The following is a 22,578-nucleotide window of genomic DNA, read 5'->3' on the forward strand; positions in this document are numbered from 1 at the left end:
CGGCGGCCGGGTGTTACGCGCCCGCACCCCGGCTGGCGCCGAACAGGAGATCTACGCCCTGCTGGTCACCTACCACCTGCTGCGCACCGCGATGGCCGACGCCACCAACACCCAACCCGACATTGATCCCGACCGAGCCAGCTTCACCATCGCCTACCAGGCCGCCCGCGACCAACTCATCCAGGCCGCCAACGTCATCGCCGACACGGTCATCGATCTGGTCGGCACCATCGGCCGCCATATCCTGGCCAACCTGCTCCCCGCCCGACGACTACGGGTATGTCCCCGCATCGTCAAACGCGCCATCTCCAAATACCAGGCCCGAGGCCCGAACATCGACCGAACCAGCTACAAAGCCACTGTCGGCGTCGACATCCTCACACCCGCAGACCCTTGACGATCACTACAACAGCCAAACTTCACGGCCTTGCCACTAGTGTGGACTTTCCCGACCCGTTGTCACCGACGAAGAACGTCACCGGCTCGTGAAAGGTCAGCCCTTCGTCGGCCAGCTCGGCTACACACGGCAGGTGAACGGCCACCGGCCGCGCTCAGCGCGGCCGGGGCGGTTCGACTCTGTGTCGGTCGGGGGGCGGAACTGCGGCACCCGCACCAGCGTCTAGGCGACCGCAGCGTGCTGTCTGCGGGCGGCGCTGCGGGCGGCGCAGTTCCGGCAGCCGACCACGCTGACGTGGGCGTGCGTCGGTGCATTGGCACCGATCACCCGTACTTCGCACAGCGTCCAGCCGTCCTGTTCGGTGTCGCGTTTGTGGGCCTGGCGGTGGTGGTCCACCCAGATAGCAGCGGGTTCCGCGCCTGTGTCGTCAGGGATGAACCACGGAGACGTACCACTCACTTGGCCGCACCACCCGGTGTGCTGCTGGCGCTGCCCAGGGTTCGCAGGTCGGCATAGTGAGCGTCTCGCTCATGCTGGGCGACGACATCGGCGTAACGGTCTTCGAACTGGCAGCCTTGCGCCTGGCAACGGTAGACCCACAGCAGGGGCGCGGGTCTGGTGACTTTCTTCGGCATCGGCAGTGTCCTCCCCAGCCATCGACATCAGGGAATGGAACCGGCCGGACCGTGCTGCTGTTCGTGTTCCCCGACCGGTTCCACGTCGTGCGGCAGCGGGGATCGGACAGATGGGGGCCGCTACCGCCCGGCCGCGCCGGTCGGGGTGCTCGTGCCTCGTTCCGAAGGTTGAAGCACCCGCCATTGCGGCATGTGATCGATCATGGACGGGGAGTGATCAGGTGGAGGGTACAACCTGTACCCGCTGTGGTTCGGGTACAGGTTGTACCTGTCGAATCCTCAGATGAGGTCGAGCTGACGCCCGAGGCCCTGTGCGTCGGCTCGGACGGTGTGACCGCCGTGCTCGGACAGGTCTTCGATCGCGGCCCGTGTGAAGAGGTTGAACCGCGCCGTTTCCGGGCTGATCTGCTGCGCTCTCGCTAGCAGGTGCACGGTCGCAACATGCTCGTTCGACTGGTGGTAGGCCCTCGCTGTTTCGATCGTGTGGAACGATCGCCGAGTTTGTGAGGTCATGCTGTCGAGGTCGAGACGGTCAGCCTGCCGGGTGGCCTCGTGCGGCCGCATCAGGTCCACGAGCATGGTCACCGCGTAGGCGTCGACCATCGTTCGCCCGAACCGTAGCCAGGGGTGCTCATAACCGACCGGAAGAGACTTCACCGCCCGATCGGCGTCGTCCCAGTACCGCCAGGCGTCCCCGTCGTGGCCGATCTTGGCGAAGGACAAGGCACACGCGAGACGCAGTAGACCCCATAGCGCTCGCTCATCGTCGGAGCGTTCAGGGTTGAGCAGGCTCGCAGTGTCGAGCGCGAGTTGAAGCCGTGCCTCGTGCTGCTGGCCAGCGTCCCGGAACACGTGGTTCATGTACCAAGCCGCCGCGCTCATCGCGAGCGGATCATCCGCGCCCTGGGCAGCGGTCATAGCTCGATCTCCGCACAGGTGCACTAGTTCGGGCGCAGGTTGGAACGATAGGAACAGCTGCACCAAGTGGTACGTCTGGGCCTGCGCTGCGAGGATCGCCCGCCGGTCCCGGCCATCTACGTGGGGAACCGCACTGCGCACGTCATGAAGGAGGGACGGGAGGAGTCCGGCGACGGCGGTTCGGTGGCGAGCGGTGGCGTGCCACAAGTCCCACACCTGCCCGACTTTGGCAGCGAGACCAGCCACGTCGACCGGTCCAGCTTGCGTGGTGATCGGGTAGCTCGCGAGCGCCCGCGCGATGTCGGGTAGTTGATCGTGGGCGGTCTTGCCGTAGTACATGCCCGCCATTCTGGGGTCTCCGGTGAGCTCCACGAGGTCCACACCGAGGCACTGAGCGAGGGCGAGCAGCATCGACGGGCGGGGCATCAGGAAGTCGCCCTTTTCCAGCCTTTTGAGCCATTCCGGGCTGCGTCCGACGAGACCGGCGAGAACAGGACGGGACATACCCGCACGGTTTCTCAGTTGCTTGAGCCGTTCACCGAACGGCAGATCAGGGTTCATCGTGAGTCACCTCTTCCCCGCTGGGTGGTCACCGCCCGATGCCCGCAGGCGTTGCTGTGCAGGTGTTTCCTCGGGCGCCGACATGCTGATCAGGGTATCGGCGCGGACGCGGCCGGTAACAGTCCTGAGCTGATCGCCCAACAACAGACGGCTCCTGACGGGGCTCAATGCTGCGCGCGATCTAAGTGGTCGAGTTCGTAAGTCCTTCGGGGGTTGATCATGCTGCCAGTGCGGTGGAGGATTCTGTCTGATGATCGGCGGTGTGCCGATCGAGTCTGGCCAGCAGATCGTCCAGGTCGGAGGTGGTGAACTTCCACTGGAACGGCTGTGCTGTGGCGTTGTAGCGGTTTTCGAAGGCTCGAAGCCGATCCCGGATCTCGTCGAGGTCGGTGAAGTCGTTGGGTGAGACGACCTTGCGCTGGACGATCGAGAAGAAGATCTCGATCTGGTTCGTCCACGAGGCGTGCACGGGGGTGTGGACCATGACGGCGTTCGGAAAAGCCTTGGTCAGGCGGTCGATGGCCTTCTGCCCTCGGTGAGAGGAGCCGTTGTCGACGATCCAGAAGACACGCTTGGCATTGGCGTACGGCTCTTGGCTCATGACCTGGGCGACCAGGTTCATGAAGGGCACGATGCCGGTGGTGGGTTCGGTACGGCCGAACACCTTGGCCTGGTGGACGTCGTAGGCGGCCAGGTAGGCCAGGGCGCCACCGCGGTCGTATTCATGGTTGACGCGCATCGCCCTGGCCTGGCCGGGGGCCAGGGTGGGGTGGCAGCGGCAGCGGGCCTGGATGGAGGTCTTCTCGTCCGCTGAGATCACGTACTCGTCCTCGCCCAGCGGGACCTCGCCCCAGGTGCGGGCGTACAGGTCCATGATGCGGCCGGCCTTGGCGCGGAAGTCCGGGTCACGGATGAAGATCCACGACCGGTACTGCCAGGGCTTGAGCGCGTCGTCGGCCAGCCAGCGACGCACGGTGGAGACGGAAACCGATCCGGCGATGGCCCGGGCGACTACCTCGCGGGCCAGTTCCGGACATGACCAGCGCGATAACGGCGTGCCGGTTTCGGCGGGCAGTTGGCAGGCCAGGGCTTTGGTCTCGGCGACTTGCAACGCGGTAAACGACGGCGGGCGGCCGGTGCGTTTGCGGTCGGACAGCCCAGGCAAGCCGTGTTCGGCGAACCGGCTCCGCCAGGTCCGGACCGTGTCGAGATGCAGCCCCGTCTCGCGGGCAATGCGCGCATTGCAGCGTCCGCGCGCCGCATGCCGGATGATCTGCGCGCGCAGCCGCAGCCGGTACTCGGTCTTGTGGCCCTGGGCCATCTTCTTCAGCCGCTTGCCCTCGGCGGCGGTCAGGCTTATCGGACGGGCCAGGGCAACGGGCATCAGATGGGGGCCAATCGAGAAGAAGTGGATCATGACAGCCCGTATCCTGCCGTGTCCCGGCCCTGCTGCCCATCGGGCAGGATGGCTGTCATGCCCACACCCCCGGAGTCCACCAGGCTCTCGCTCGAACAGCGTCTTGGCGAGCACGCCCGCACTGCCTGGCCGCAGATCAGGCGGCTGCACGTCCGCCACCGCGGAGCCTTCGCCTACGTGGAAGCGGAGCTGGCAGACGGCGAACAGGTCAAGCTGATGCGTCTGCGCTACGGCGGAACCGCCAGCAGGTGGGGCTTCGCCCTCTACTACGCCAGCAGCGACCGCTACGAGGACTCCCTCCTGCCCACCGGCGGCATCACCGGCACCCCCGAAAACGCCCTCGACTGCGCCTGCCAGCTCCACCTCGCCGCACCTGACATCTGACCGGGCGACACGCACAACACCGGACCTGAAGTCAACCCCCGAAGGAATTCTGAAACGGACCACTAAGGAAGAGGTGAGGGGCACCCGTGGGTGGCGTAGCCGCTCAAGGGTGCCCCTCACCGCGAAACCCCGTGGATACGTTCAGCGAAGCCCTCGAGCCCGCGAAAGGGCCATCGCGACACTCGGTGAGAAGCAGCGCCTGGCGGTGGTCGACGAGCGTGGGACTCGTGGGACAGCGCATGGGACCAAGCGCGGCCACCAGGCCACCCCAGAGGCCCCGAGCGAGACGACCAAAAAGCGGGCTGAGCTGCGAAAACAGCCCAGAATCCGCTAGCGGCCCCCATCGCCCCCATTCGGAACCCCCGGTCGGGCCGGGTTCCACTCCTCGTAGTCGAACGGGGCACCCATCGGGCTGCGCAGCTGCTGGCGCCCCTTGCCGACGGTGCGCAGCGTGCGGCCGAGCAGGTCTTCGAAGTCGGCCAGGCGGGAGTCGACGTAGGCGTCGCACTCGCTGCGCAGCCGCTCGGCGTCCTCGTTGGCCTCGTCTACGATCCGCTTGGCCTCGGTGTTCGCCGCCTGCACGACCTCGGTGTCGGCGACCAGCCGGGCCTGCTCCGACTTGCCCTCATGCACCGACTGCTCGTAGGCGGCCCGACCGGCCTGCACCATCCGGTCGGCCTCGGACTGGGCGCGGCCGACGTAGTCCTCGTACTCGCGGCGGCCGGCGGTCACCGCCTGCTCGGCCTGCGCCCGCGCCTCAGCCACCATCTCGCCGGCCTGCTCGCGGGCGTCGGCGAGCAACTGCTCCGCCTCGGCTCGCGCCGCGGCGATCGTGCGGTCGGCCTCGTTGCGGGCGTCGGTAACCGACTTGTCGGCCTGCGCCTCGGCGGTGGACACCACCTCGTCGCGGTGGTCGAGCACGTCCTGGGCGTCGTCGAGTTCCTGCGGGATCGCGTCCCGCACGTCGTCGAGCAGCTCCAGCACGTCGCCGCGGGGCACCACGCACCCCGACGTCATGGGCACGCCACGCGCTTCCTCGACGATCGTGACCAGCTCGTCGAGCGCCTCGAACACCCGGTACACCTTGATCTCCCTGCCGTCGTAGCCGCCGCAGCGGCAAGCATGTCAGAACACCCGCAACCGCCGATCATGGGTTGTTCTGCTACCAGTCTGCCCGCGCTTGGCGGCGCGGCGGGGGAAATCCGGTATCCGCGTGTCAAGCCCCGAACGCACTCGTGCGCGCCCCGGGCACCCCGGGACGCGCACGGCTCGCGGAACTACGCGTTGATGTTGGTCAGCCGGAAGCTGTCGTAGTGGTCTTCGGTGTAGAAGTACTCGCCGCCGTTGCCGACCACGAAGCGGCGCGCGCCGCGGTCGTCGCTGCCGGGCGTCTTGACGGTGTACTCGTGGTAGTACCCGCTGTCGCACTTCGGCAGGATGCCTTCCCGGTTCGAGAAGACCTGGCCGTCCTGCGGAAACGGGTAGGGGCCGCCCTGCTTGATCAGGTTGACCGTGTCGGTCGCCTCCTTGGGCAGGGCGGAGAGGTCGGTCTTCTGGAAGCCGGCGGTGTCCCCGCACGGCGCCTGCGCGATGGGCGCGGTCGGCGCGGCGGACAGGGCGCTCGCCTGGTACCCGGCCAGGCCCACGACCGCGATCAGACCGGCCAACAGGATCTGCACTGTCTTCGACGTGATCCGCTTCATGGTCGGCCACGCTACGTCGATTGCTTGTTCACGCACTGAAGCTGACGTGAACCCGAAATGTCATAGGGCACGGTCGAAGGACACGCATTAATCCGAACGGCGTAGCACGGCGGAAGGCCCGGATGCCGCGCGGCTCGGGGCGTTGGCGCGGCGGGAGGCCCGAATGCGGGTCGGGGCGTTGGCGCGGCGGTTCAGCCGCGCTCGGCCAGCCGTTCGCGGAGCCGCTGCTCGATATTCGGCGGCAGCAGGTTCGACACGTCACCGCCGTAGGTGGCGACCTCCTTGACCAGCGAGCTGGCCAGGAAGCTGTACAGCGGGTTGGTGGACATGAACATCGTCTCGACCCCGGACAGCTGCTGGTTCATCTGCGCCATCTGCAGCTCGTAGTCGAAGTCGCTGACCGCGCGCAGGCCCTTGACGATCGCGCCGATTTCGTGCGCCTTGCAGTAGTCCACGAGCAGGCCGTGCCAGGAGTCGATGCGCACGTTGGGCCACTGGGCGGTGACCTCGCGCAGCATCTCCAGCCGCTCCTCGACGGTGAAGAGGCTCTTCTTGTTCTTGTTGATGAGCACCGCGACGACGACCTCGTCGAACAGCTTCGACGCTCGCTCGATGATGTCCAGATGACCGTTCGTCACCGGGTCGTAGGAGCCTGGACACACGGCACGCCTCATGACCTCGCACGTTAGCAGCCGTTCGCGGATGCACCCACGATCACGTGGCGCGGGTCACCGGCGCGGGATCACTGTTCCTCGTGCACGGCCCAGTGCACGGCGGTGTCCCCGTAGCGCTTGGTGCGCGTCGCGTGGAGGGGCGGCGGCCAGTCCGGTTCGCCGCTGCGCACCGCGCGCTCGACGATCACGAGGCTGCCCGGCGCGGTCCAGCCGTTCTGGACCAGCCCGACCAGCACGCGCTGCAGCTGCTCGGGCGCGAGATCGTAGGGCGGGTCGGCCAGCACCACGTCGAAGGACTGCGCGGTCGGGGTGCCGATCAGTGTCTCGGCCTTCGCCTGATCCACCCGGACCTCGCGGAACCCGAGCGATGCGGCGTTGCGGCGCAGCAGCTGGGCGGCGCGCCGGTCCGACTCGACGAAGGTGGCGTGGCCCGCGCCACGCGACAGGGCTTCGAGGCCAAGCGCCCCGGAGCCGCCGTAGAGGTCGAGCACCCGCGCGCCGGTCAGCTCGATGACCGATTCCAGCGCGCTGAACAGGGCTTCCCGCACCCGCTCCGAGGTGGGTCTGGTGCCGCGCGGGGGCACCTCGATGCGCCGCCCGCCCACGCTTCCGGCCACGATCCGCGTCACCCGACCATCGTCGCGCACGCCCTCCCGACCGATGCGCCGCGGGCCCCGAAGTCACGCCAGGGCACACCACCCGGCAAATGAAGCGCAACGTCAGGCAAGCGGCATCACGCAAGCAACGTCACGCAAGCGGCGCGAGCCGCTTTCTCTTTTCCCACCCTCGCAACTCGCACCGTCGCGGGTTCTCAGACGTCGCCTGGCAAGGACAGCCCCAGCGCTGTGTATTGGATATACCTGAGTCGGGGATCCCGGAGTCCAGGCGGCGTCTGAGCTTCCGCTACCCGCACCGCCACGCAAGGCGAGTCCTAATACAAAGGGAGTTTACGCCTGGGTATGTGGGTTCTTAGCTCCTGGGAGCAGCAAACCGGCACCGCGGCGGGTCGTAAGCTGACTGGTCTGCCCACTGCGCCACACGGGGAGAATGACACAGGTGTCCGAAGCGTCCATCAAGCAGGCCGAGATCGCGGTCGAGCAGCAGCACGTCGATCGGGTTTACGCCCGGCTCGACGAATTGCGTGCCGAAGCCGAGGCGATGCGCGACAAGAGCTACGAGTACGGGCAGGAGGCCACGCCCGAGGCGCTCAACGAGCGCGACGTGATGCTCTACCACGCGAACCGGACGCTGCAGGCGTTGAACGCGGAGTCCGAGGGGCTCGTATTCGGCCGCCTGGACTTCGCCGGCGGTGATGCCGCGCACATCGGCCGGTTGGGCATCCGCGACCCGCAGTTCGACAACCTGCTGGTGGACTGGCGGGCCCCGCTGGCGGCGGCGTTCTACCAGGCCACCCCCGAGCAGCCGCTGGACGTGGTGCGCCGCCGGGTGATCCGCTCCTCCCGCGAGCAGGTCGTCGACCTCTCCGACGACCTGCTGGACCCGGACCGGGCGCCGGCGGACATGCGGGTGATCGGCGACGGCGCGCTGATGGCGGCGCTGACCCGGTCGCGCGGCGACTCGATGCGCAACATCGTCGCCACGATCCAGAAGGAGCAGGACGACGCGATCCGGGCGCCCGAGGGCGGGGTCACCGAGATCACCGGCGGGCCGGGCACCGGCAAGACCGCGGTGGCGCTGCACCGCGCCGCCTACCTGCTCTATCGCGACCAGCGCCGACTCGGCGGGCCCGGCGTGCTGGTGGTAGGGCCGTCGCCGGTGTTCATGTCCTACATCTCCCGCGTGCTGCCGTCGATGGGCGAGCACAACGTCGAACTGCGGGCGCTCGGCGAGGTGCTGGACGGGATCGGCACGGCCAAGATCGACGATCCGCGCACGGCGGAGGTCAAGGGCTCATCGCGGATGGTGAAGGTGCTCCGGCGGGCGCTGCGGTTGCCGCCGCCGGACGCGCCGGAGCAGCTGAAGATGTTCTACCGGGGCACGGTGCTGAAGCTGCAGGCCGACGACCTGACGCGGATCCGCCGCTCGCTGCACGGCAAGGGCGGGCAGCCCAACCGGACCCGGATGCGGGCGGCCCACGCGCTGCTGGAAGCCCTGTGGCAGAAGGCGAGGCAGGCCGCCGACGAGGACTTCCAGCCGGACCGCGAGCGGTTGATCACCGAGATCGGCGACCGCATCGAGTTCCACCGGTTCCTGGTCGCCTGGTGGCCGCCGCTGTACCCGATGCAGGTGTTGCGCTGGCTGTCCGACCCGGCGCGGCTGTCCCAGGCCGCCCGCCGGTTGCTGTCGGCCGAGGAGGTCGACCTGCTGGCCAAGTCGTGGACCGAGGTGACCGAGTGGACGGTCGCCGACATCGCGCTGATCGACGAGCTGCGGGTGCTGGCCGGGCCGCCGCCGAAGCGGCGCCGCACCGCCCCGGATGCGGAGCAGTCGCGCCGCGCGGTCAACTACGACGAGTACGCGCACGTGGTGATCGACGAGGCGCAGGACCTCTCGCCGATGCAGTGGCGCATGGTGGGTCGCCGCGGGCGGCACGCGAGCTGGACAATCGTGGGCGACCCGGTCCAGTCGTCGTGGCCCGATCCGGCGGAGGCCGCGGCGGCGCGGGCGGAGGCCCTGAGCGAGCAGCGCACGCACCGCCGGTTCACGCTGCGCACCAACTACCGGAACTCGGCGGAGATCTTCGCCGTCGCCGCCGATGCGGTCCGCGACCTGGTACCGGCCGACGACCTGCCGGTCGCGGTGCGTACCACCGGAATCGACCCGGCGGTGCGCGAGGTGTCCGCGGACGAGCTGCCGCGGGAGACACGAACCGCCGCGGCGGAGCTGGTCGCGGCGGCCGAGGGCACGGTTGGCGTGATCACCACGATGGCCCGCCGCGACGAAGTCCGCGAATGGCTATCCACTGTGGATGACGTGGTGACCGCGGACGGCTCGGACGCCGACTCCGATCGGCTCCGCGTGGTCGGCAGCCTGGAGGCCAAGGGCATGGAGTACGACGCGGTGGTGGTCGTCGACCCGGACGGCCTGGCCGCGGAATCCAGCACCGGCCGCCGGGCCCTCTACGTCGCCCTCAGCCGAGCCACCCAGCTCCTCACGGTCCTCAAAACCCCGTAATCCCAGCCAACCGGGGACCAAAAAACGAAGGGCGCCTTCGACCGGCACAGTCGCGGCACAGTCGGTCGAAAATCCGCACTCCCACCGGCCTGTACCGAAGCCCACTGGCAGCCCGAAACGACCCTATTAGGTGATGTTGAGACCTCTAGCAACTTTACACGCGAAAGTAGCGTGTAGCACGTGATATCGTGTGGTCATGGGTAGCAGAAACGTAACAGTACAGCTGGACGAAGCAGTAATTCAGCGCGCGAAAATCGCAGCCACGCGAAGGCACACGTCGCTAAGCGGACTCCTGGCCCAGCAGATCACAAAGATCGCCGATGTGGATGAGCGTTACGAACGCGCCAAGCAAGAAGCCTTCGAACTCATGGACGAAGCCGCGCGATCGGGCGAGAGCGCTCCAACATGGACCCGTGAGGAGCTTCACGACAGGTGACCACCGAACTCACGTTCATCGACACGAACATCCTGGTCTACGCGCACATCGTTAACGGCGGCGACCTGCGCGCCGCCCAAGCCCGCCAACTGCTGAAAGAGCTCTGGGCCACGGCAACCGGCGTGTTGAGCACCCAGGTGCTCCAGGAGTTCTACTCAGTCGCCACCAAGAAGACGAAGCTACCCCGCGAAACCGCTCGCAAGGTGGTGGCGAAGTACGCCGAGTGGGATCCGATTCGCACCGACCCACTGCTGATCGTCTCGGCCAGCAAGCTGGAAGAGGACCACACGCTCGCGTTCTACGACGCGCTCATCGTCGAAGCTGCGTTGCGATCGGGTGCGACGAAGCTGCTCACCGAGGACATGCAGCACGGCCGGCGGTTCGGGAACCTCGTGATCGAGAACCCATTCCTTCTCTGAAACGCCGAACGCGGGCCACCCCCTGGAGGGGACGGCCCGCGTTGGGGTCAACGGTGGTCAGCCGAGTTCGATGATCAGGTCTCCGCCTTCGACCTGCTGGACCGCTCCGATCGCCAGGCGCTTGACGCGGCCGCCCTGCGGGGCCGTGATCGCGGCCTCCATCTTCATCGCCTCGATGGTGGCGATGGTCTGGCCCGCCTCCGTCGCGTCGCCCTCCGCGACCGCCAGCGTCACCACGCCCGCGAACGGGGCGGGTACGTGTCCGGGGTTTGACCGGTCGGCCTTCTCCGCGATCGGCAGGGCGGTGGCCACCGAGCGGTCGCGGACCTGGATCGGCCGCAGCTGACCGTTCAGGACCGCCATCACGGTGCGGATGCCGCGCTCGTCGGGCTCGCTGATCGCCTCCAGCCCGATGAGCAGCCGCACGCCCGGCTCCAGGTCCACCGAGTACTCCTCCCCCGGCCGCAGGCCGTAGAAGAAGTCCTTGCTGCGCAACAGGGAAGTGTCGCCGAAGGCCTCGCGGTGCTCGGTGAACTCCTTCGTCGGCTTTGCGAACATCAGCCGGTTCAGGGTGCCCCGGCGGTCCGACTCCAGCCCGGCGCGGTCCTCTTCGGACAGTTCCGCGACCTTGCGCACCGCGGTGCGGCCCTCCAGGGCCCGTGTGCGGAACGGCTCTGGCCAGCCCGCCGGCGGGTCGCCGAGCTCGCCCTGCAGGAACCCGATCACCGAGTCCGGGATGTCGAACTTGCGCGGGTCGGCCTCGAAGTCGGACGGGTCCACCCCGGCGCCCACCAGGTGCAGCGCCAGGTCGCCGACCACCTTCGACGACGGGGTCACCTTGACCAGCCGGCCGAGGATCCGGTCGGCCGCGGCGTACATCGCCTCGATCTCCTCGAACTTGTCGCCCAGCCCGAGCGCGACCGCCTGGGTGCGCAGGTTCGACAGCTGGCCGCCGGGGATCTCGTGCTTGTAGACGCGCCCGGTCGGCGAGGCCAGGCCCGCCTCGAAGGGCTGGTAGACCTTGCGCACCGACTCCCAGTACGGCTCCAGGTCGCACACCGCCTGCAGATCCAGCCCGGTGGCCTGCTCGGTGTAGTCGGTGGCGGCGACCACCGACGACAGCGCGGGCTGCGAGGTGGTGCCGGCCAGCGACGCCGTCGCCGCGTCCACCGCGTCCACACCGGACTGGATGGCCGCCAGGTAGGTGGCCAGCTGGCCGCCCGGCGTGTCGTGGGTGTGCAGATGCACCGGCAGGTCGAACTCCTTGCGCAGCGCGGAAACCAGCTTCGCCGCCGCCGGCGGCCGCAGCAGCCCGGCCATGTCCTTGATGGCCAGCACGTGCGCACCGGCGTCGACGATCTGCTCCGCCAGTCGCAGGTAGTAACCCAGTGTGTACAGCTTCTCGTCCGGGTTGGACAGGTCGGCCGTGTAACACAGCGCGACCTCGGCGATCGACTTGCCGGTGGCCCGCACCGCCTCGATCGCCGGGCGCATCTGCTCGACGTCGTTAAGCGCGTCGAAGATGCGGAAGATGTCGATGCCGGTGTCGGTGGCCTCCTGCACGAAGTGCTCGGTCACCTCGGTCGGGTAAGGCGTGTAGCCGACCGTGTTGCGCCCGCGCAGCAGCATCTGCAGGCAGATGTTGGGCACCGCCTCGCGCAGCTTCGCCAACCGCTCCCACGGGTCCTCGGCGAGGAACCGCAGCGCCACGTCGTAGGTCGCACCGCCCCAGCACTCCAGGGACAGCAGCTCCGGCGTCATCCGCGCCACGTGCGGCGCGACCGCGAGCAGGTCCTTGGTGCGCACCCGGGTCGCCAGCAGCGACTGGTGGGCGTCCCGGAAGGTGGTGTCGGTGACGCCGACGGCCTTGGTTTCCCGCAGCCAGCGGGCGAAACCTTCCGGACCGAGCTCGGTGAGGCGCTGCTTCGAACCGGCCGCCGGGGCGGCCGACAGGTCGATCTCCGGCAGCTTGTACACCGGGTCCGGGGTGGTCGGGCGCTTGCCGTTGGGCCGGTTGACCGTCACGTCGGCGAGGTAGTTCAGCAGCCGGGTGCCGCGGTCGGCGGAGTGGCGGGCGGTGAGCAGGTGCGGCCGCTCGCCGATGAACGAGGTGGTGACCTTGCCCGCGGCGAAGTCCGGGTCGTCCAGCACGGCCTGCAGGAACGGGATGTTCGTGGATACGCCGCGGATCCGGAACTCGGCTACCGCGCGGCGGGCCCGCGCGACGGCGGTGGCGAAGTCGCGGCCCCGGCAGGAGAGCTTCACCAGCATCGAGTCGAAGTGCGCGCTGACGCTGGTGCCGGCGAACGCGGTGCCGCCGTCGAGCCGGATGCCAGCGCCGCCCGGCGAGCGGTAGGCGCTGATCATGCCGGTGTCCGGGCGGAACCCGTTGGCCGGGTCCTCGGTGGTGATGCGGCACTGCAGGGCGGCGCCGCGCAACCGGATCGCGTCCTGCGTCATGCCGAGGTCTTCGAGCGTCTCGCCGGCGGCGATGCGCAGCTGCGACTGGACCAGGTCGGCGTCGGTGACCTCCTCGGTGACCGTGTGCTCGACCTGGATGCGCGGGTTCATCTCGATGAACACGTGGCGGCCCTGCTCGTCGACCAGGAACTCCACGGTGCCCGCGTTGACGTAGCCGATCTTGCGGGCGAAGGCGACCGCGTCGGCGCAGATCTGCTCCCGCAACTGCGGGTCAAGGTTAGGCGCCGGGGCGATCTCGATGACCTTCTGGTGGCGGCGCTGCACCGAGCAGTCCCGCTCGTAGAGGTGGATCACGTTGCCCGCGGCGTCGGCGAGGATCTGCACCTCGATGTGCCGCGGGTTGATGACCGCCTGCTCCAGGAAGACCGTCGGGTCACCGAAGGCCGATTCGGCCTCGCGCATCGCCGCTTCCAGCGCCTCGCGCAGCCCGGACACCGCGTCGACGTGGCGCATGCCGCGCCCGCCACCGCCGGCGACGGCCTTCACGAACACCGGGAACGTCATGTCCTCGGCGGCGGCCAGCAGCTCGTCGATGTCCCGGGACGGTGACGAGGAGTCCAGCACCGGAACCCCGGCCTCGCGGGCGGCGGCGACCGCGGTCGCCTTGTTCCCGGTCATCTGCAGGATCTCGTGGCCGGGGCCGACGAAGGTGATCCCGGCTTCCTGGCAGGCCCGCGCCAGCTCGGGGTTCTCGGAGAGGAATCCGTAACCGGGGTAGACCGCGTCCGCGCCGGCCTGGCGCGCGGCCTTGATGATCTCTTCGACGGACAGGTAGGCGCGGACCGGATGACCAGGTTCGCCGATCTCGTACGACTCGTCGGCTTTCAGGCGGTGCAACGAGTTGCGGTCTTCGTGCGGGAACACCGCGACCGTGCCCGCACCCAGCTCGTACGCTGCGCGGAACGCGCGGATCGCAATCTCGCCGCGGTTCGCGACAAGGACCTTGCGGAACATGCCGGCTCCTCCTGGACAGGTGTCGGTCGGTGTGAGCACAGTACCGCGAAAATTCCCTCTTCCGGGAGAACCTCTCGGGTGATGGACGCCTCGATGCCTCGACTACCTGCTCAAACGCAGATTCGAAATAAGGTCTAGACCAAAAGAAAAACTGCCAAATTTCGTTTCCATGGAATTTTCGATCTCTTATTCTCGCCCGGGCATGGCGTACGCCCAACGTCGCCGCCCGATCGACGGCTGGACGCCCCCGAAAAGCGCAAGATCATGGCCGACGTCGAAAATAAGGCTCCATCTCGGAGCTGTACGCCGCCGAAAACATGGACTGGTCGGGCTCACCATCCGCAGGGACGCCGATCTGGCTACCGACGCGTCGACCGCGTGCGTTCACCCTCACGTCGCCCCCGAACGGAGCCCAGCTCTGCGTGCGGCCTCACTTATCTACAACTTTCGCCGAGAGCTACCAGTCCGGATAACGGCACAATCCAGGACAGCACATCCCGGCAGGGAGTTCGTCCAACCTCAGCGCAGAACACGGATCTCGCATTTCGGACCATCGGCTGCAGCAAGACGGACATCGCCGGTAACCAACGGAACACCGAGCTGCTCAGCAACCGCAACATAAGCGGCGTCGTAAGCCGTAACGTTATGCCGCAGCTCCCAGACACGGTCCAGCAGCGCCCCTGACGCAGGTATCAGCCGGAACGTGAACTCAGCGAACGCAGCGACGGCATCGCTCGCTGCGTTCGCTGAGATCTTCTTCGCCATCGCGAGTCCGCGGATCACGTGCACCACTTCAAGCGGAAAATGTCCAGGCGCACACAACCGACCACCTGTTGCCAGCGCACTGCGGGCCAGACCGCCTCGCTGATCAGACTCGACGAGCGCGGCAACCATGACCGATGAATCGACGACGATCACGTAATCGACTCCTCACCAGTCCCGCCCAACGGTCCGCGCGAGGACCGGATGACTTCGACGATGTCGTCCATGCTGACATCGGTCTCTGCCACCGGAAGGTCACGGAGGAGTTCCGTGTTCCGGGCCAAGTGCGCCTGCTCCGCCAGCGCGTCCAGCAAATAGGACTGCAAGGACTGACCCTTGATCTTGGCAGCTTCGACTAACGTCTCGCGGACGTCGTCCGGCACGTTCTTGATCTGGATAGCAGACATGCACCCAATGTTACGCCATTTTGGCGCCAAATCAGCACCGTTGTGGCGCACTATCAGGTCTTCTCCAGGTACTCGGCGCGGTCGGCATCGACCACTTCGGCGACCATCCGGGCCAGGCCCGGCTGCTTCCGCAGTTGGGGGTCTTCGCCGACCACCCGGTCGGCTTCCTCCCTGGCCTGGGCGATCACGTCCTCGTCGCGCAGCAGCGACAGCATCTTCAGGCCCGACTTCCGGCCGGACTGCGCCGCGCCGAGGATGTCACCCTCGCGGCGCAGCTCCAGGTCCAGGCGGGCGAGCTCGAAGCCGTCCGTGGTGGAGGCCACCGCGTCCAGCCGGTCCCGCGTGGTAGTGCCGGCCATCGCCTCGGTGACCAGCAGGCAAAGGCCCGGCGCGCTGCCCCGGCCGACGCGGCCGCGCAGCTGGTGCAGCTGGCTGACGCCGAACCGGTCGGCGTCCATGATCACCATGACGGTCGCGTTCGGCACGTTGACGCCGACCTCGACGACGGTGGTGGCGACCAGCACGTCCAGCTCCCCGGCGGCGAACGCGCGCATCACCGCGTCCTTGTCGTCCGCGGCCAGCCGGCCGTGCAGGATGCCCAGCCGCAGTCCCGCCAGCGGCCCGGCGGCGAGCTGTTCCGCGACGTCGAGCACCGCCACCGGCGGCCGCCGCTCCTCGTCCTCCTCCGGCGGCGGCTCCTCGCCGCCCCCGTCGCTGTCGTCCACAGCTGACTTCGCGGCCTTCTTCTTGCCTTTGCCCGGGTTCTCCTCGTCGTCGCCGATCCGTGGGCACACCACGTAGACCTGGTGCCCGGCCGCGACCTCCTCGTGGATGCGCGCCCAGGCCCGGTCCAGCCAAGCCGGTTTCTCCGCCACCGGAACGACGCTCGTGCTGATCGGCGAGCGACCGCGCGGAAGTTCCCGCAGCGCCGAGGTTTCCAGGTCGCCGTAGACCGTCATCGCCACCGTGCGCGGGATCGGCGTCGCGGTCATCACAAGCACGTGCGGCGACACCTCGTCCCCGCCGCGCGCCCGCAACGCGTCGCGCTGCTCGACACCGAAGCGGTGCTGCTCGTCCACCACGACCAGGCCGAGATCGGCGAACGACACCCGGTCCTGGATCAGCGCGTGCGTGCCGACGACGATCCCGGCCTCACCGGAAGCCGCCTCCAGCAAGGCCTTCTTGCGCTGCGCCGCGTTCAGCGAACCGGTCAGCAGCGTGACGCGGGTGGCGTCGTCCGCGCCGCCGAGCTCACCGGCCATCGCCAGGTCGCCGAGCAGTTCGCGCAGCGAGCGGGCGTGCTGCGCGGCGAGCACCTCGGTCGGCGCGAGCATCGCCGCCTGCCGCCCGGAGTCCACCACCTGCAGCATCCCGCGCAGCGCCACCACCGTCTTGCCGCTGCCGACCTCGCCCTGCACCAGGCGGTTCATCGGGTGCTCGGCGGTCAGGTCGGCGGCGATCTGCTCGCCGATCTCCCGCTGCCCCTTGGTCAGCTCGAACGGCATCCGCTGGTCGAACGCCGCCAGCACGCCGTCGTCGCGCCGCCGGCACACCGGCGCCGGATGCGACTTCGCCGCGCCGCGCAGCTGCGCCAGCGCCAGCTGCACCGCCAGCGCCTCGTCCCACTTCAACCGGTTCTGCGCGACCGTCACCTCCCCGAAGTTCTGCGGGCGGTGGATCTTGCGCAGCGCCGATTCCAGGTCCGCCAGCCGCATCCGGTCGCGCAGCTCCACCGGCAGCGGGTCGTCGGTGCCGTCCCAGACGTCCAGCACCTGGCCCACGCACCGCGCGATGGACCACGACGGCAGGCCATGCGCGGCCGGGTAGACCGGGATCAGCGCGGCGGCGAATTCCTCGGCCGCCGAACCGAGATCGGTCTTCTCCGTGTCGAAGAGCTGGTACTCCGGGTGGGCCAGCTGCAGCTGCTTGCGGTAGGCGGTGACCTTGCCCGCGAACATGCCGCGCCGCCCCGGCAGCAGCTCCCGCTCCCGCCAAGCCTGGTTGAAGAACGTGCAGCTCAGCGAACGGTGGCCATCGGTGATGCGGGCCTCGACGATGGTGCCGCGGCGGGACTTCATGGTGCGCTTGCTGACCCGCTCCACCTGCGCCAGCACGGTGGCGTGCTCGCCGATCTCCAGCCCGGCGATCGCGGTCAGCTCGCCGCGCTCGGCGTAGCGGCGCGGGTAGTGGCGCAGCAAATCGCCCACGGTGGCCAGGCCCAGCGCCGAATCGAGCGCCTTGCCGGACTTGGCGCCGAGCACCCGATCGAGCTTCGCGTCCAATGTGGTCACTGCTTGTCCTCCGCCGTGCGCATCGTCACCGGTCGTCCCGCCGGGCAGGCACCCGCAAGTTACTGGACGGCACCGACGAGTCGATCAGTCGGTGGCGGCGACCCGCGCGCTCTGGCTGCCCAACCGCCATCCCAGCCAACCAGCGAGCGCGCCGCCCAGCAGCAGCCAGCCCTGCGCGTGGAGGTCGACGGTGTCCCGGAAGTCCGAGGCATTCAGGTTGGTGAGCGTGGTCAGCACGACGGTGCCCAGCATCAGCGCGCCGAAGACGCCCAGCGCCGCCCCGGCCCAGGCCAGGCCGCGCCGCCGCAGCACGCCGCGGACCCCGAAGACGCTCCACACCGCGGCGACCGCCAGCCACCAGACGAGCTTGTCGAACAGGAAGTCGCGCAGCGAGCTGGAGCTCTCCGGCGCGCCCGACGACGTCCACTCGACCGCGATGGGCTCGGGCAGCCGGGTGCGCAGCAGTAGCGGGATCGCGATCATCAGCAACGCGACGAGCACGGTCCAGCCACCGACGAACCACAGATATCGGCTTCGGACTCTCACTGGACGCTCCCGGGTCAGTCGACGACCAGTAACGACATTAGCGCCACACCGCCGCCGCCCGTCGGCCCGGCCGGGCATCGCCGACCGGACCGACCGCTGGTCAGGCGGTCGCGAGCCACCGCGGCAGCGCCACCAGGCATGCGCCGCCCAGCGCGACGAGCAGGTACACCCGTAAGCCGCGACGCCCCACGAATTCCTCCGTCACAGCGCCGAGCTTTCGGTGATCAGCGCGTTGACCAGCTCGGCGCCGCGTTCGGCGTGGTCAACGCTGATGTAGAAGTCACGACCGCTGGCGGAAGAACACCCGTGAGCGTTTGTGGGTGCCATAGCACCCAAAAACACTCACGGCGTCCTGCGTACCGAAACACTCGTCGAGATCCGCATAACCACGAACACGCCCCCGCCGCTTCCCCGCCATGGCGCGGCCCACCGTGACGAACACCGGACGGTGAGATTCCTCAACTCGGAGTGGCTGAGCTTGGGTGGGCTCAGCACCTTCGGCGCTAAGGCCACGCGCACAACCGATCGGAACGGGCGCTACTCGACGCCGACGAGGAGGAGGGCGCCGAGGTCGCCGCCCGGGTAGCAGGCGAATTCCACCTCGGGATGGGCGTGCCGCAGGTGCTCGGCCAGCGCATCCGGCAGCCCCTCCGGGGCATCCGCCTGGACCAGCGCGGTAAGCAGCTCGCCACCGATGGTGAGCATCCTGGTGACGAGATCGCGGGCCGCGGCCGGCACGTCGTCGCCGATGAGCACGACCTCGCCATCGATCAACCCGAGCACGTCGCCGGGCAAGCAACGGCCGACCCAGGTCAACGCCTCGGCATCGGCGATGCGCAGCTCGCCGCGCCGGGTTGCGGCCGCCGCCTCGGCCATCGCCACCTGGTCATCGGCCCGGCGGCGGCTCGGGTCGTGCACCGCGAGCGCGGCCAGCCCCTGCACCGGCGAGGCCATCGGCACCACGACCACGTCCTGCCCCTCGCCGATCACCCCGGACCGCTCCACCGCGGCGGCCGTCGCCGCGTCGTTGGGCAACACCACAACGTGCGCGGCACCGGTCGAATCGAAGGCCTCGCGCAGCCCGTCCGCGGTTAACTCCGTGCCTACGACCAGCACCTCGGCGCCCTCCGCGGCGAACAGCTCCCCCAGCGCGCCGCCGGGAACACAGGCGAGCACCGCGACGTCCCGTGCGAAAGCGGCCTGCTGGTCGGCGAACCTGGTGACCTTGATCCGGTGCACGCGCCCGGCCTCGATGCCCGCTTCGATCGCCGCGCCGATGTCGTCGCAGTGCACGTGCACGGCCCAGGAAGCCCCGCCGTCACCGACCACGGACACGCAGTCACCGAGCCCGCACAACGCTTCTCGCAGCGCCGAGACCCGGTCCTGACCGGTGTCGGCGAGCAGGTACATGATCTCGTACTCGTACTGCGACTCGTGCTCCAGCATTCCCGAATCCCCCGGGACCGGAGCCTTCGGCGCGAGCCACTCGCCGTCGCGAACCACCGCGTGGAGCGCGTCGAGCATGATCACCAAGCCCCGCCCGCCGGCATCGACGACACCTGCGTCGGAGAGCACCGCGAGCTGCGCGGGCGTCGCAGCCAGTGCGCCGATGGCCGCTCGGGTCGCCTCGTGCACGACGACTTCCAGCTCGTCCGAACCAACCGCCGCATGCGCCGCAGCTCGCAACACCGACAGCACCGTGCCCTCGACGGGTTCGGCAACGGCCTGCCTGGCCAGCCCATCGGCGCGGACCAGCGCCGCGCCGAGCGCTCGGCCGTCCGCCTCCGCGACGTCGCGCAGCGACTCGGCGACCCCGCGCAGGGCCTGCGACAGCAGCATGCCCGAGTTCCCGCACGCACCACCGAGCGCGCCCTTGGACAGCGCGTCGAGGACACCGCCGAGCGTGTCCGGCTCGACCGCGTCCAGCGTTTCCACCGCCGCGCGCATCGTCTGCAGCAGGTTGGTGCCGGTGTCGCCGTCGGCCACCGGGTAGACGTTGATCCGGTCGATCGCATCGCGCTCGGCGACCAGCGCGGCCAGCGCCAGGTCCGCCCATCGGCGGGCAGCCGCCGCAGTCAGCGTCCGCAACACCCGCGACCTCCCACGCAACCACCTAGGATCGGATTGTCCGAGACTAGTCGCTGTCCGCGCCGGGTTCGGCCCGCGTCGGCACTCGTCCCCCCTCCGCCGAATGCGCCCTACCCGGTGGGCTAGACTGATCCGGTCCCAGGGTGGCGATGACCCCGGGCGACCGGGCTCTCCGGGAGGCCGCCGGCTACGGCGGTGAAGAGCAAGCGCTCACGCAAGTGCCCTCAGGCGAGGGTGATGCGCTTGCGGCTCTCATCGCTGTAACCGTCAAGCAAAGTAAGGGGTGTCTGACGTGGCTGCCGTCTGCGACGTCTGCGGTAAGGGACCAGGCTTCGGCAACTCGGTCTCGCACTCCCACCGGAAAACCAAGCGCCGGTGGAACCCGAACATTCAGACCGTGCACGCCAAGATCGGTCTTTCGCAGCGCAAGCGCATGAACGTGTGCACCTCTTGCCTGAAGGCCGGCAAGGTCGTCCGCGGCTGACGTGATTGCGCAGAAAACCCCGAGGCCGAGCGCCTCGGGGTTTTCTGCGTGCGCGCTCCGTCCGAGTCCCACGCACTGAACTGCGCCTCGACGTCAGGCAAGCGGCCTGAGCCGCTGCCCTTTTTCATCGTGCGCGACCTGCACCGCGGCGCAAAGCGACCGCGTGCCCTGACTCACGAAGCGTGGTTCCGCCACTCGGGCCCGACCTTCTCCCACTCCGCGGCCCACGCGGCGAGCCGCCTGCGGGTCACGAACAACCTCACCCCGGCCAGCGCCACCCCGGTGAACATCGCCGAACCGATCAGCACGCCTGCCCCGGCCAGCCCGGCGGCTTGGGTCGCCTCGGCGCGGGTGAGCGGTGGCGCGGTCAGCTGACCCTGCTGGTCCAGCCACACTGGGACGGTGCCTGCCGCCGGTGTTCGCGCCGGCAGCTCGATGACCGCGAAGTGCTCGTCCGGCGGCTGCCCCCAGCGCACCGCTACCGGCCGCTGCGCGTTCCCGCCGGAATTACCGACCTCCGCGACGACCGTAGCCACCACCTGGTGCTTCGCGGCCTGCTCCCGATCCGCCTCGCCGAGCCGGTCGCGCAGCTCGGACTGCGCGACGACGATGGCCGCCACCACCGTGACGACCGCGATCAGCACGACCACCAGCAGCGCGACGGGTTCGAAGTAGTCGGTGCGCCGCCGCAGCGGGTTCGCGCCCGGAAATATCCCGCGGACCCGACGCCGCAGGTCGTTTTCGCTCCGGCCGGCTCCCATAACGAGCCTTCTTCCGCCCCGGACGAATCTCCCGGCAAGGGCCAATGTACGACCGGGCGGAACCGAAATCCATACGCCGCGAAACAGGCAGAACGGGTCCCGGGCCAGCTAGGGCAGCTTCCAGTCCACGGGCTCGGCGCCACGGCCGGCGAGGATCTCATTGACCCGGCTGAACGGGCGGGAGCCGAAGAAGCCGCGGTCGGCCGACATCGGGCTGGGGTGCGGCGACTCGACGCACTCCACTCCGGGCATCAGCGGGCGCAGGTCGCGGGCGTCGCGCCCCCACAGGACCGCCACCAGCGGCACTTCCCGGGCGGCCAGCGCGCGGATCGCCTGCGCGGTGACCTCCTCCCAGCCCTTGCCGCGGTGCGAGCCGGGCTTGCCGGGCCGGACCGTCAACGACCTGTTGAGCAGCAGCACGCCACGCTCGGTCCAAGGCGTGAGGTCGCCGCTGGAGGGCTCGGGGTGGCCGAGGTCCTCGCTGTACTCGCGGTAGATGTTGACCAGGCTGCGTGGCGGCGCGACGCCGGGCGCGACGGAGAAGCTCAGGCCGACCGGGTGCCCGGGCGTCGGGTACGGGTCTTGGCCGACGATCAGCACCCGCACGTCGTGGAACGGCTGCTGGAAGGCGCGGAGCACGTTCTCCGGGGCGGGCAGGTACGTCCTGCCCTCGGCGACCTCGGTGCGCAGAAACTCGCCCATCTTCTTGATCTGATCGGCGACCGGTTCCAGGGCTTTCGCCCACCCGGCCTCCACGAGCTCATGCAGCGGACGTGCGGTCATGCGAGCACCCTAGCGAGCGACGGAGATCGACCTCGCGACAGCCCCAAGATCGACCCGCAAATCTGTCTACGTGTTGCAAGTCACACTCGATCGAAGTAATGCATCGCGCGATATCGCACACATCCGTATCCGGCCGTCACACGAAAGCACCATTTTCGCCCGTCATCCAGCAAATTGGGCTGTCAAATCAGCGACTCCGTGGCACAACGCGCAGGCCGTCCGATCGGTGACGTTTTGCATAAAGGAAATAACATCGGAATAACGCAATCCCGGTCTTTTGGTGGCCTCCCCCCAGGTCGCTCGGCTAGGTTCACCGGAGTTCGAATGACCCGTGGGGGGCGG

At 68.8% G+C, this 22,578-nt stretch carries 23 protein-coding genes; 6 read left to right on the top strand and 17 right to left on the bottom strand.

Translation table 11 applies throughout. The features are described from left to right. Positions 1-10 precede the first annotated feature (10 nt). Positions 11-397: a hypothetical protein gene (locus ACRXBZ_RS12595; RefSeq protein WP_433879291.1), complete on the top strand. Its 387-nt coding sequence runs from the start codon at positions 11-13 to the stop codon at positions 395-397. 222 nt (positions 398-619) lie between these two features. On the opposite strand, the gene ACRXBZ_RS12600 is transcribed toward ACRXBZ_RS12595, so the two are convergent. The 4 genes from ACRXBZ_RS12600 to ACRXBZ_RS12615 all read right to left on the bottom strand — a co-directional run bounded on the left by ACRXBZ_RS12600 (position 620) and on the right by ACRXBZ_RS12615 (position 3,928). After that, positions 620-856, bottom strand: a complete 237-nt coding sequence (locus tag ACRXBZ_RS12600) for a hypothetical protein (RefSeq protein WP_433879292.1) — start codon at positions 854-856, stop codon at positions 620-622. After that, positions 853-1,032: a hypothetical protein gene (locus tag ACRXBZ_RS12605; protein WP_433879293.1), complete on the bottom strand. Its 180-nt coding sequence runs from the start codon at positions 1,030-1,032 to the stop codon at positions 853-855. The genes ACRXBZ_RS12600 and ACRXBZ_RS12605 overlap by 4 nt, the downstream gene beginning before the upstream one ends. Before the next feature lie 279 nt (positions 1,033-1,311). Further along, positions 1,312-2,511, bottom strand: a complete 1,200-nt coding sequence (locus ACRXBZ_RS12610; protein WP_433879294.1) for a helix-turn-helix domain-containing protein — start codon at positions 2,509-2,511, stop codon at positions 1,312-1,314. A gap of 217 nt (positions 2,512-2,728) precedes the next feature. Beyond that, positions 2,729-3,928, bottom strand: a complete 1,200-nt coding sequence (locus tag ACRXBZ_RS12615) for an IS630 family transposase (RefSeq protein ID WP_433879295.1) — start codon at positions 3,926-3,928, stop codon at positions 2,729-2,731. Positions 3,929-3,985: 57 nt separating this feature from the next. Here ACRXBZ_RS12615 and ACRXBZ_RS12620 point away from each other — a divergent pair, with 57 nt between their 5' ends. Beyond that, positions 3,986-4,312 (top strand): hypothetical protein, encoded by a 327-nt coding sequence (locus ACRXBZ_RS12620; RefSeq protein WP_433879296.1) that lies wholly within the window; start codon positions 3,986-3,988, stop codon positions 4,310-4,312. Between the two features lie 330 nt (positions 4,313-4,642). Here ACRXBZ_RS12620 and ACRXBZ_RS12625 read toward each other — a convergent pair whose 3' ends face one another. The 4 genes from ACRXBZ_RS12625 to rsmD all read right to left on the bottom strand — a co-directional run bounded on the left by ACRXBZ_RS12625 (position 4,643) and on the right by rsmD (position 7,318). Then, a complete protein-coding gene (locus ACRXBZ_RS12625) occupies positions 4,643-5,395 on the bottom strand; it encodes a DivIVA domain-containing protein (protein WP_433879297.1) in 753 nt (250 codons plus the stop codon). Positions 5,396-5,589: 194 nt separating this feature from the next. Beyond that, positions 5,590-6,015, bottom strand: a complete 426-nt coding sequence (locus ACRXBZ_RS12630) for a guanyl-specific ribonuclease (RefSeq protein WP_433879298.1) — start codon at positions 6,013-6,015, stop codon at positions 5,590-5,592. Between the two features lie 191 nt (positions 6,016-6,206). After that, entirely contained in the window at positions 6,207-6,689 is a 483-nt protein-coding gene (gene coaD, locus ACRXBZ_RS12635; protein ID WP_168585005.1) for a pantetheine-phosphate adenylyltransferase, read from the bottom strand. 68 nt (positions 6,690-6,757) lie between these two features. Further along, a complete protein-coding gene (gene rsmD / locus ACRXBZ_RS12640) occupies positions 6,758-7,318 on the bottom strand; it encodes a 16S rRNA (guanine(966)-N(2))-methyltransferase RsmD (RefSeq protein WP_433883859.1) in 561 nt (186 codons plus the stop codon). A 427-nt stretch (positions 7,319-7,745) separates the two neighbouring features. Here rsmD and ACRXBZ_RS12645 point away from each other — a divergent pair, with 427 nt between their 5' ends. The 3 genes from ACRXBZ_RS12645 (at position 7,746) to ACRXBZ_RS12655 (ending at position 10,679) form a co-directional block, all read left to right on the top strand. Next, positions 7,746-9,824: a HelD family protein gene (locus tag ACRXBZ_RS12645; protein WP_433879299.1), complete on the top strand. Its 2,079-nt coding sequence runs from the start codon at positions 7,746-7,748 to the stop codon at positions 9,822-9,824. 196 nt (positions 9,825-10,020) lie between these two features. Beyond that, entirely contained in the window at positions 10,021-10,260 is a 240-nt protein-coding gene (locus ACRXBZ_RS12650; RefSeq protein WP_433879300.1) for a DUF6364 family protein, read from the top strand. Beyond that, on the top strand, positions 10,257-10,679 hold the full coding sequence (locus tag ACRXBZ_RS12655) for a PIN domain-containing protein (RefSeq protein WP_433879301.1): 423 nt from the start codon (positions 10,257-10,259) through the stop codon (positions 10,677-10,679). The genes ACRXBZ_RS12650 and ACRXBZ_RS12655 overlap by 4 nt, the downstream gene beginning before the upstream one ends. 57 nt (positions 10,680-10,736) lie before the next feature. Here ACRXBZ_RS12655 and ACRXBZ_RS12660 read toward each other — a convergent pair whose 3' ends face one another. The 7 genes from ACRXBZ_RS12660 to ACRXBZ_RS12690 form a co-directional block, all read right to left on the bottom strand. Next, complete coding sequence (locus ACRXBZ_RS12660) at positions 10,737-14,114, bottom strand: pyruvate carboxylase (protein ID WP_433879302.1); 3,378 nt, start codon at positions 14,112-14,114, stop codon at positions 10,737-10,739. A 519-nt stretch (positions 14,115-14,633) separates the two neighbouring features. Beyond that, complete coding sequence (locus ACRXBZ_RS12665) at positions 14,634-15,032, bottom strand: type II toxin-antitoxin system VapC family toxin (protein WP_433879303.1); 399 nt, start codon at positions 15,030-15,032, stop codon at positions 14,634-14,636. Continuing rightward, complete coding sequence (locus tag ACRXBZ_RS12670) at positions 15,029-15,283, bottom strand: hypothetical protein (RefSeq protein WP_433879304.1); 255 nt, start codon at positions 15,281-15,283, stop codon at positions 15,029-15,031. The genes ACRXBZ_RS12665 and ACRXBZ_RS12670 overlap by 4 nt, the downstream gene beginning before the upstream one ends. 53 nt (positions 15,284-15,336) lie before the next feature. Then, a complete protein-coding gene (recG, locus tag ACRXBZ_RS12675) occupies positions 15,337-17,574 on the bottom strand; it encodes an ATP-dependent DNA helicase RecG (RefSeq protein WP_433879305.1) in 2,238 nt (745 codons plus the stop codon). Between the two features lie 84 nt (positions 17,575-17,658). Continuing rightward, a complete protein-coding gene (locus ACRXBZ_RS12680; RefSeq protein ID WP_168585011.1) occupies positions 17,659-18,120 on the bottom strand; it encodes a hypothetical protein in 462 nt (153 codons plus the stop codon). Positions 18,121-18,321: 201 nt separating this feature from the next. After that, positions 18,322-18,447, bottom strand: coding sequence for a hypothetical protein (locus ACRXBZ_RS12685; RefSeq protein ID WP_433879306.1), 126 nt, complete (start codon positions 18,445-18,447; stop codon positions 18,322-18,324). Between the two features lie 210 nt (positions 18,448-18,657). After that, positions 18,658-20,211, bottom strand: coding sequence for a DAK2 domain-containing protein (locus ACRXBZ_RS12690; RefSeq protein ID WP_433879307.1), 1,554 nt, complete (start codon positions 20,209-20,211; stop codon positions 18,658-18,660). A 289-nt stretch (positions 20,212-20,500) separates the two neighbouring features. On the opposite strand from ACRXBZ_RS12690, the gene rpmB reads away from it, so the two are divergent. Beyond that, positions 20,501-20,692, top strand: coding sequence for a 50S ribosomal protein L28 (gene rpmB, locus ACRXBZ_RS12695; RefSeq protein ID WP_093262649.1), 192 nt, complete (start codon positions 20,501-20,503; stop codon positions 20,690-20,692). A 173-nt stretch (positions 20,693-20,865) separates the two neighbouring features. Here the strand turns inward: rpmB and ACRXBZ_RS12700 are convergent, their stop codons facing one another. Further along, positions 20,866-21,453 (bottom strand): Rv1733c family protein, encoded by a 588-nt coding sequence (locus tag ACRXBZ_RS12700; protein WP_433879308.1) that lies wholly within the window; start codon positions 21,451-21,453, stop codon positions 20,866-20,868. A gap of 108 nt (positions 21,454-21,561) precedes the next feature. After that, positions 21,562-22,236, bottom strand: a complete 675-nt coding sequence (locus ACRXBZ_RS12705; protein ID WP_168585015.1) for a uracil-DNA glycosylase — start codon at positions 22,234-22,236, stop codon at positions 21,562-21,564. Positions 22,237-22,578: the final 342 nt, after the last annotated feature.

Origin of the sequence: Saccharopolyspora hattusasensis (genome assembly GCF_050972075.1) — a bacterium.
In the GTDB taxonomy this organism is placed as follows: domain Bacteria; phylum Actinomycetota; class Actinomycetes; order Mycobacteriales; family Pseudonocardiaceae; genus Saccharopolyspora; species Saccharopolyspora hattusasensis.

Coding starts and splice junctions, on each gene's coding strand:
- ACRXBZ_RS12605 (WP_433879293.1), bottom strand. CDS start 1,032: ATGCCGAAGAAAGTCACCAGACCCGCGCCCCTGCTGTGGGTCTACCGT.
- ACRXBZ_RS12610 (WP_433879294.1), bottom strand. CDS start 2,511: ATGAACCCTGATCTGCCGTTCGGTGAACGGCTCAAGCAACTGAGAAAC.
- ACRXBZ_RS12615 (WP_433879295.1), bottom strand. CDS start 3,928: ATGATCCACTTCTTCTCGATTGGCCCCCATCTGATGCCCGTTGCCCTG.
- ACRXBZ_RS12620 (WP_433879296.1), top strand. CDS start 3,986: ATGCCCACACCCCCGGAGTCCACCAGGCTCTCGCTCGAACAGCGTCTT.
- ACRXBZ_RS12630 (WP_433879298.1), bottom strand. CDS start 6,015: ATGAAGCGGATCACGTCGAAGACAGTGCAGATCCTGTTGGCCGGTCTG.
- coaD (WP_168585005.1), bottom strand. CDS start 6,689: ATGAGGCGTGCCGTGTGTCCAGGCTCCTACGACCCGGTGACGAACGGT.
- ACRXBZ_RS12650 (WP_433879300.1), top strand. CDS start 10,021: ATGGGTAGCAGAAACGTAACAGTACAGCTGGACGAAGCAGTAATTCAG.
- ACRXBZ_RS12660 (WP_433879302.1), bottom strand. CDS start 14,114: ATGTTCCGCAAGGTCCTTGTCGCGAACCGCGGCGAGATTGCGATCCGC.
- ACRXBZ_RS12670 (WP_433879304.1), bottom strand. CDS start 15,283: ATGTCTGCTATCCAGATCAAGAACGTGCCGGACGACGTCCGCGAGACG.
- ACRXBZ_RS12685 (WP_433879306.1), bottom strand. CDS start 18,447: ATGGCACCCACAAACGCTCACGGGTGTTCTTCCGCCAGCGGTCGTGAC.
- ACRXBZ_RS12700 (WP_433879308.1), bottom strand. CDS start 21,453: ATGGGAGCCGGCCGGAGCGAAAACGACCTGCGGCGTCGGGTCCGCGGG.
- ACRXBZ_RS12705 (WP_168585015.1), bottom strand. CDS start 22,236: ATGACCGCACGTCCGCTGCATGAGCTCGTGGAGGCCGGGTGGGCGAAA.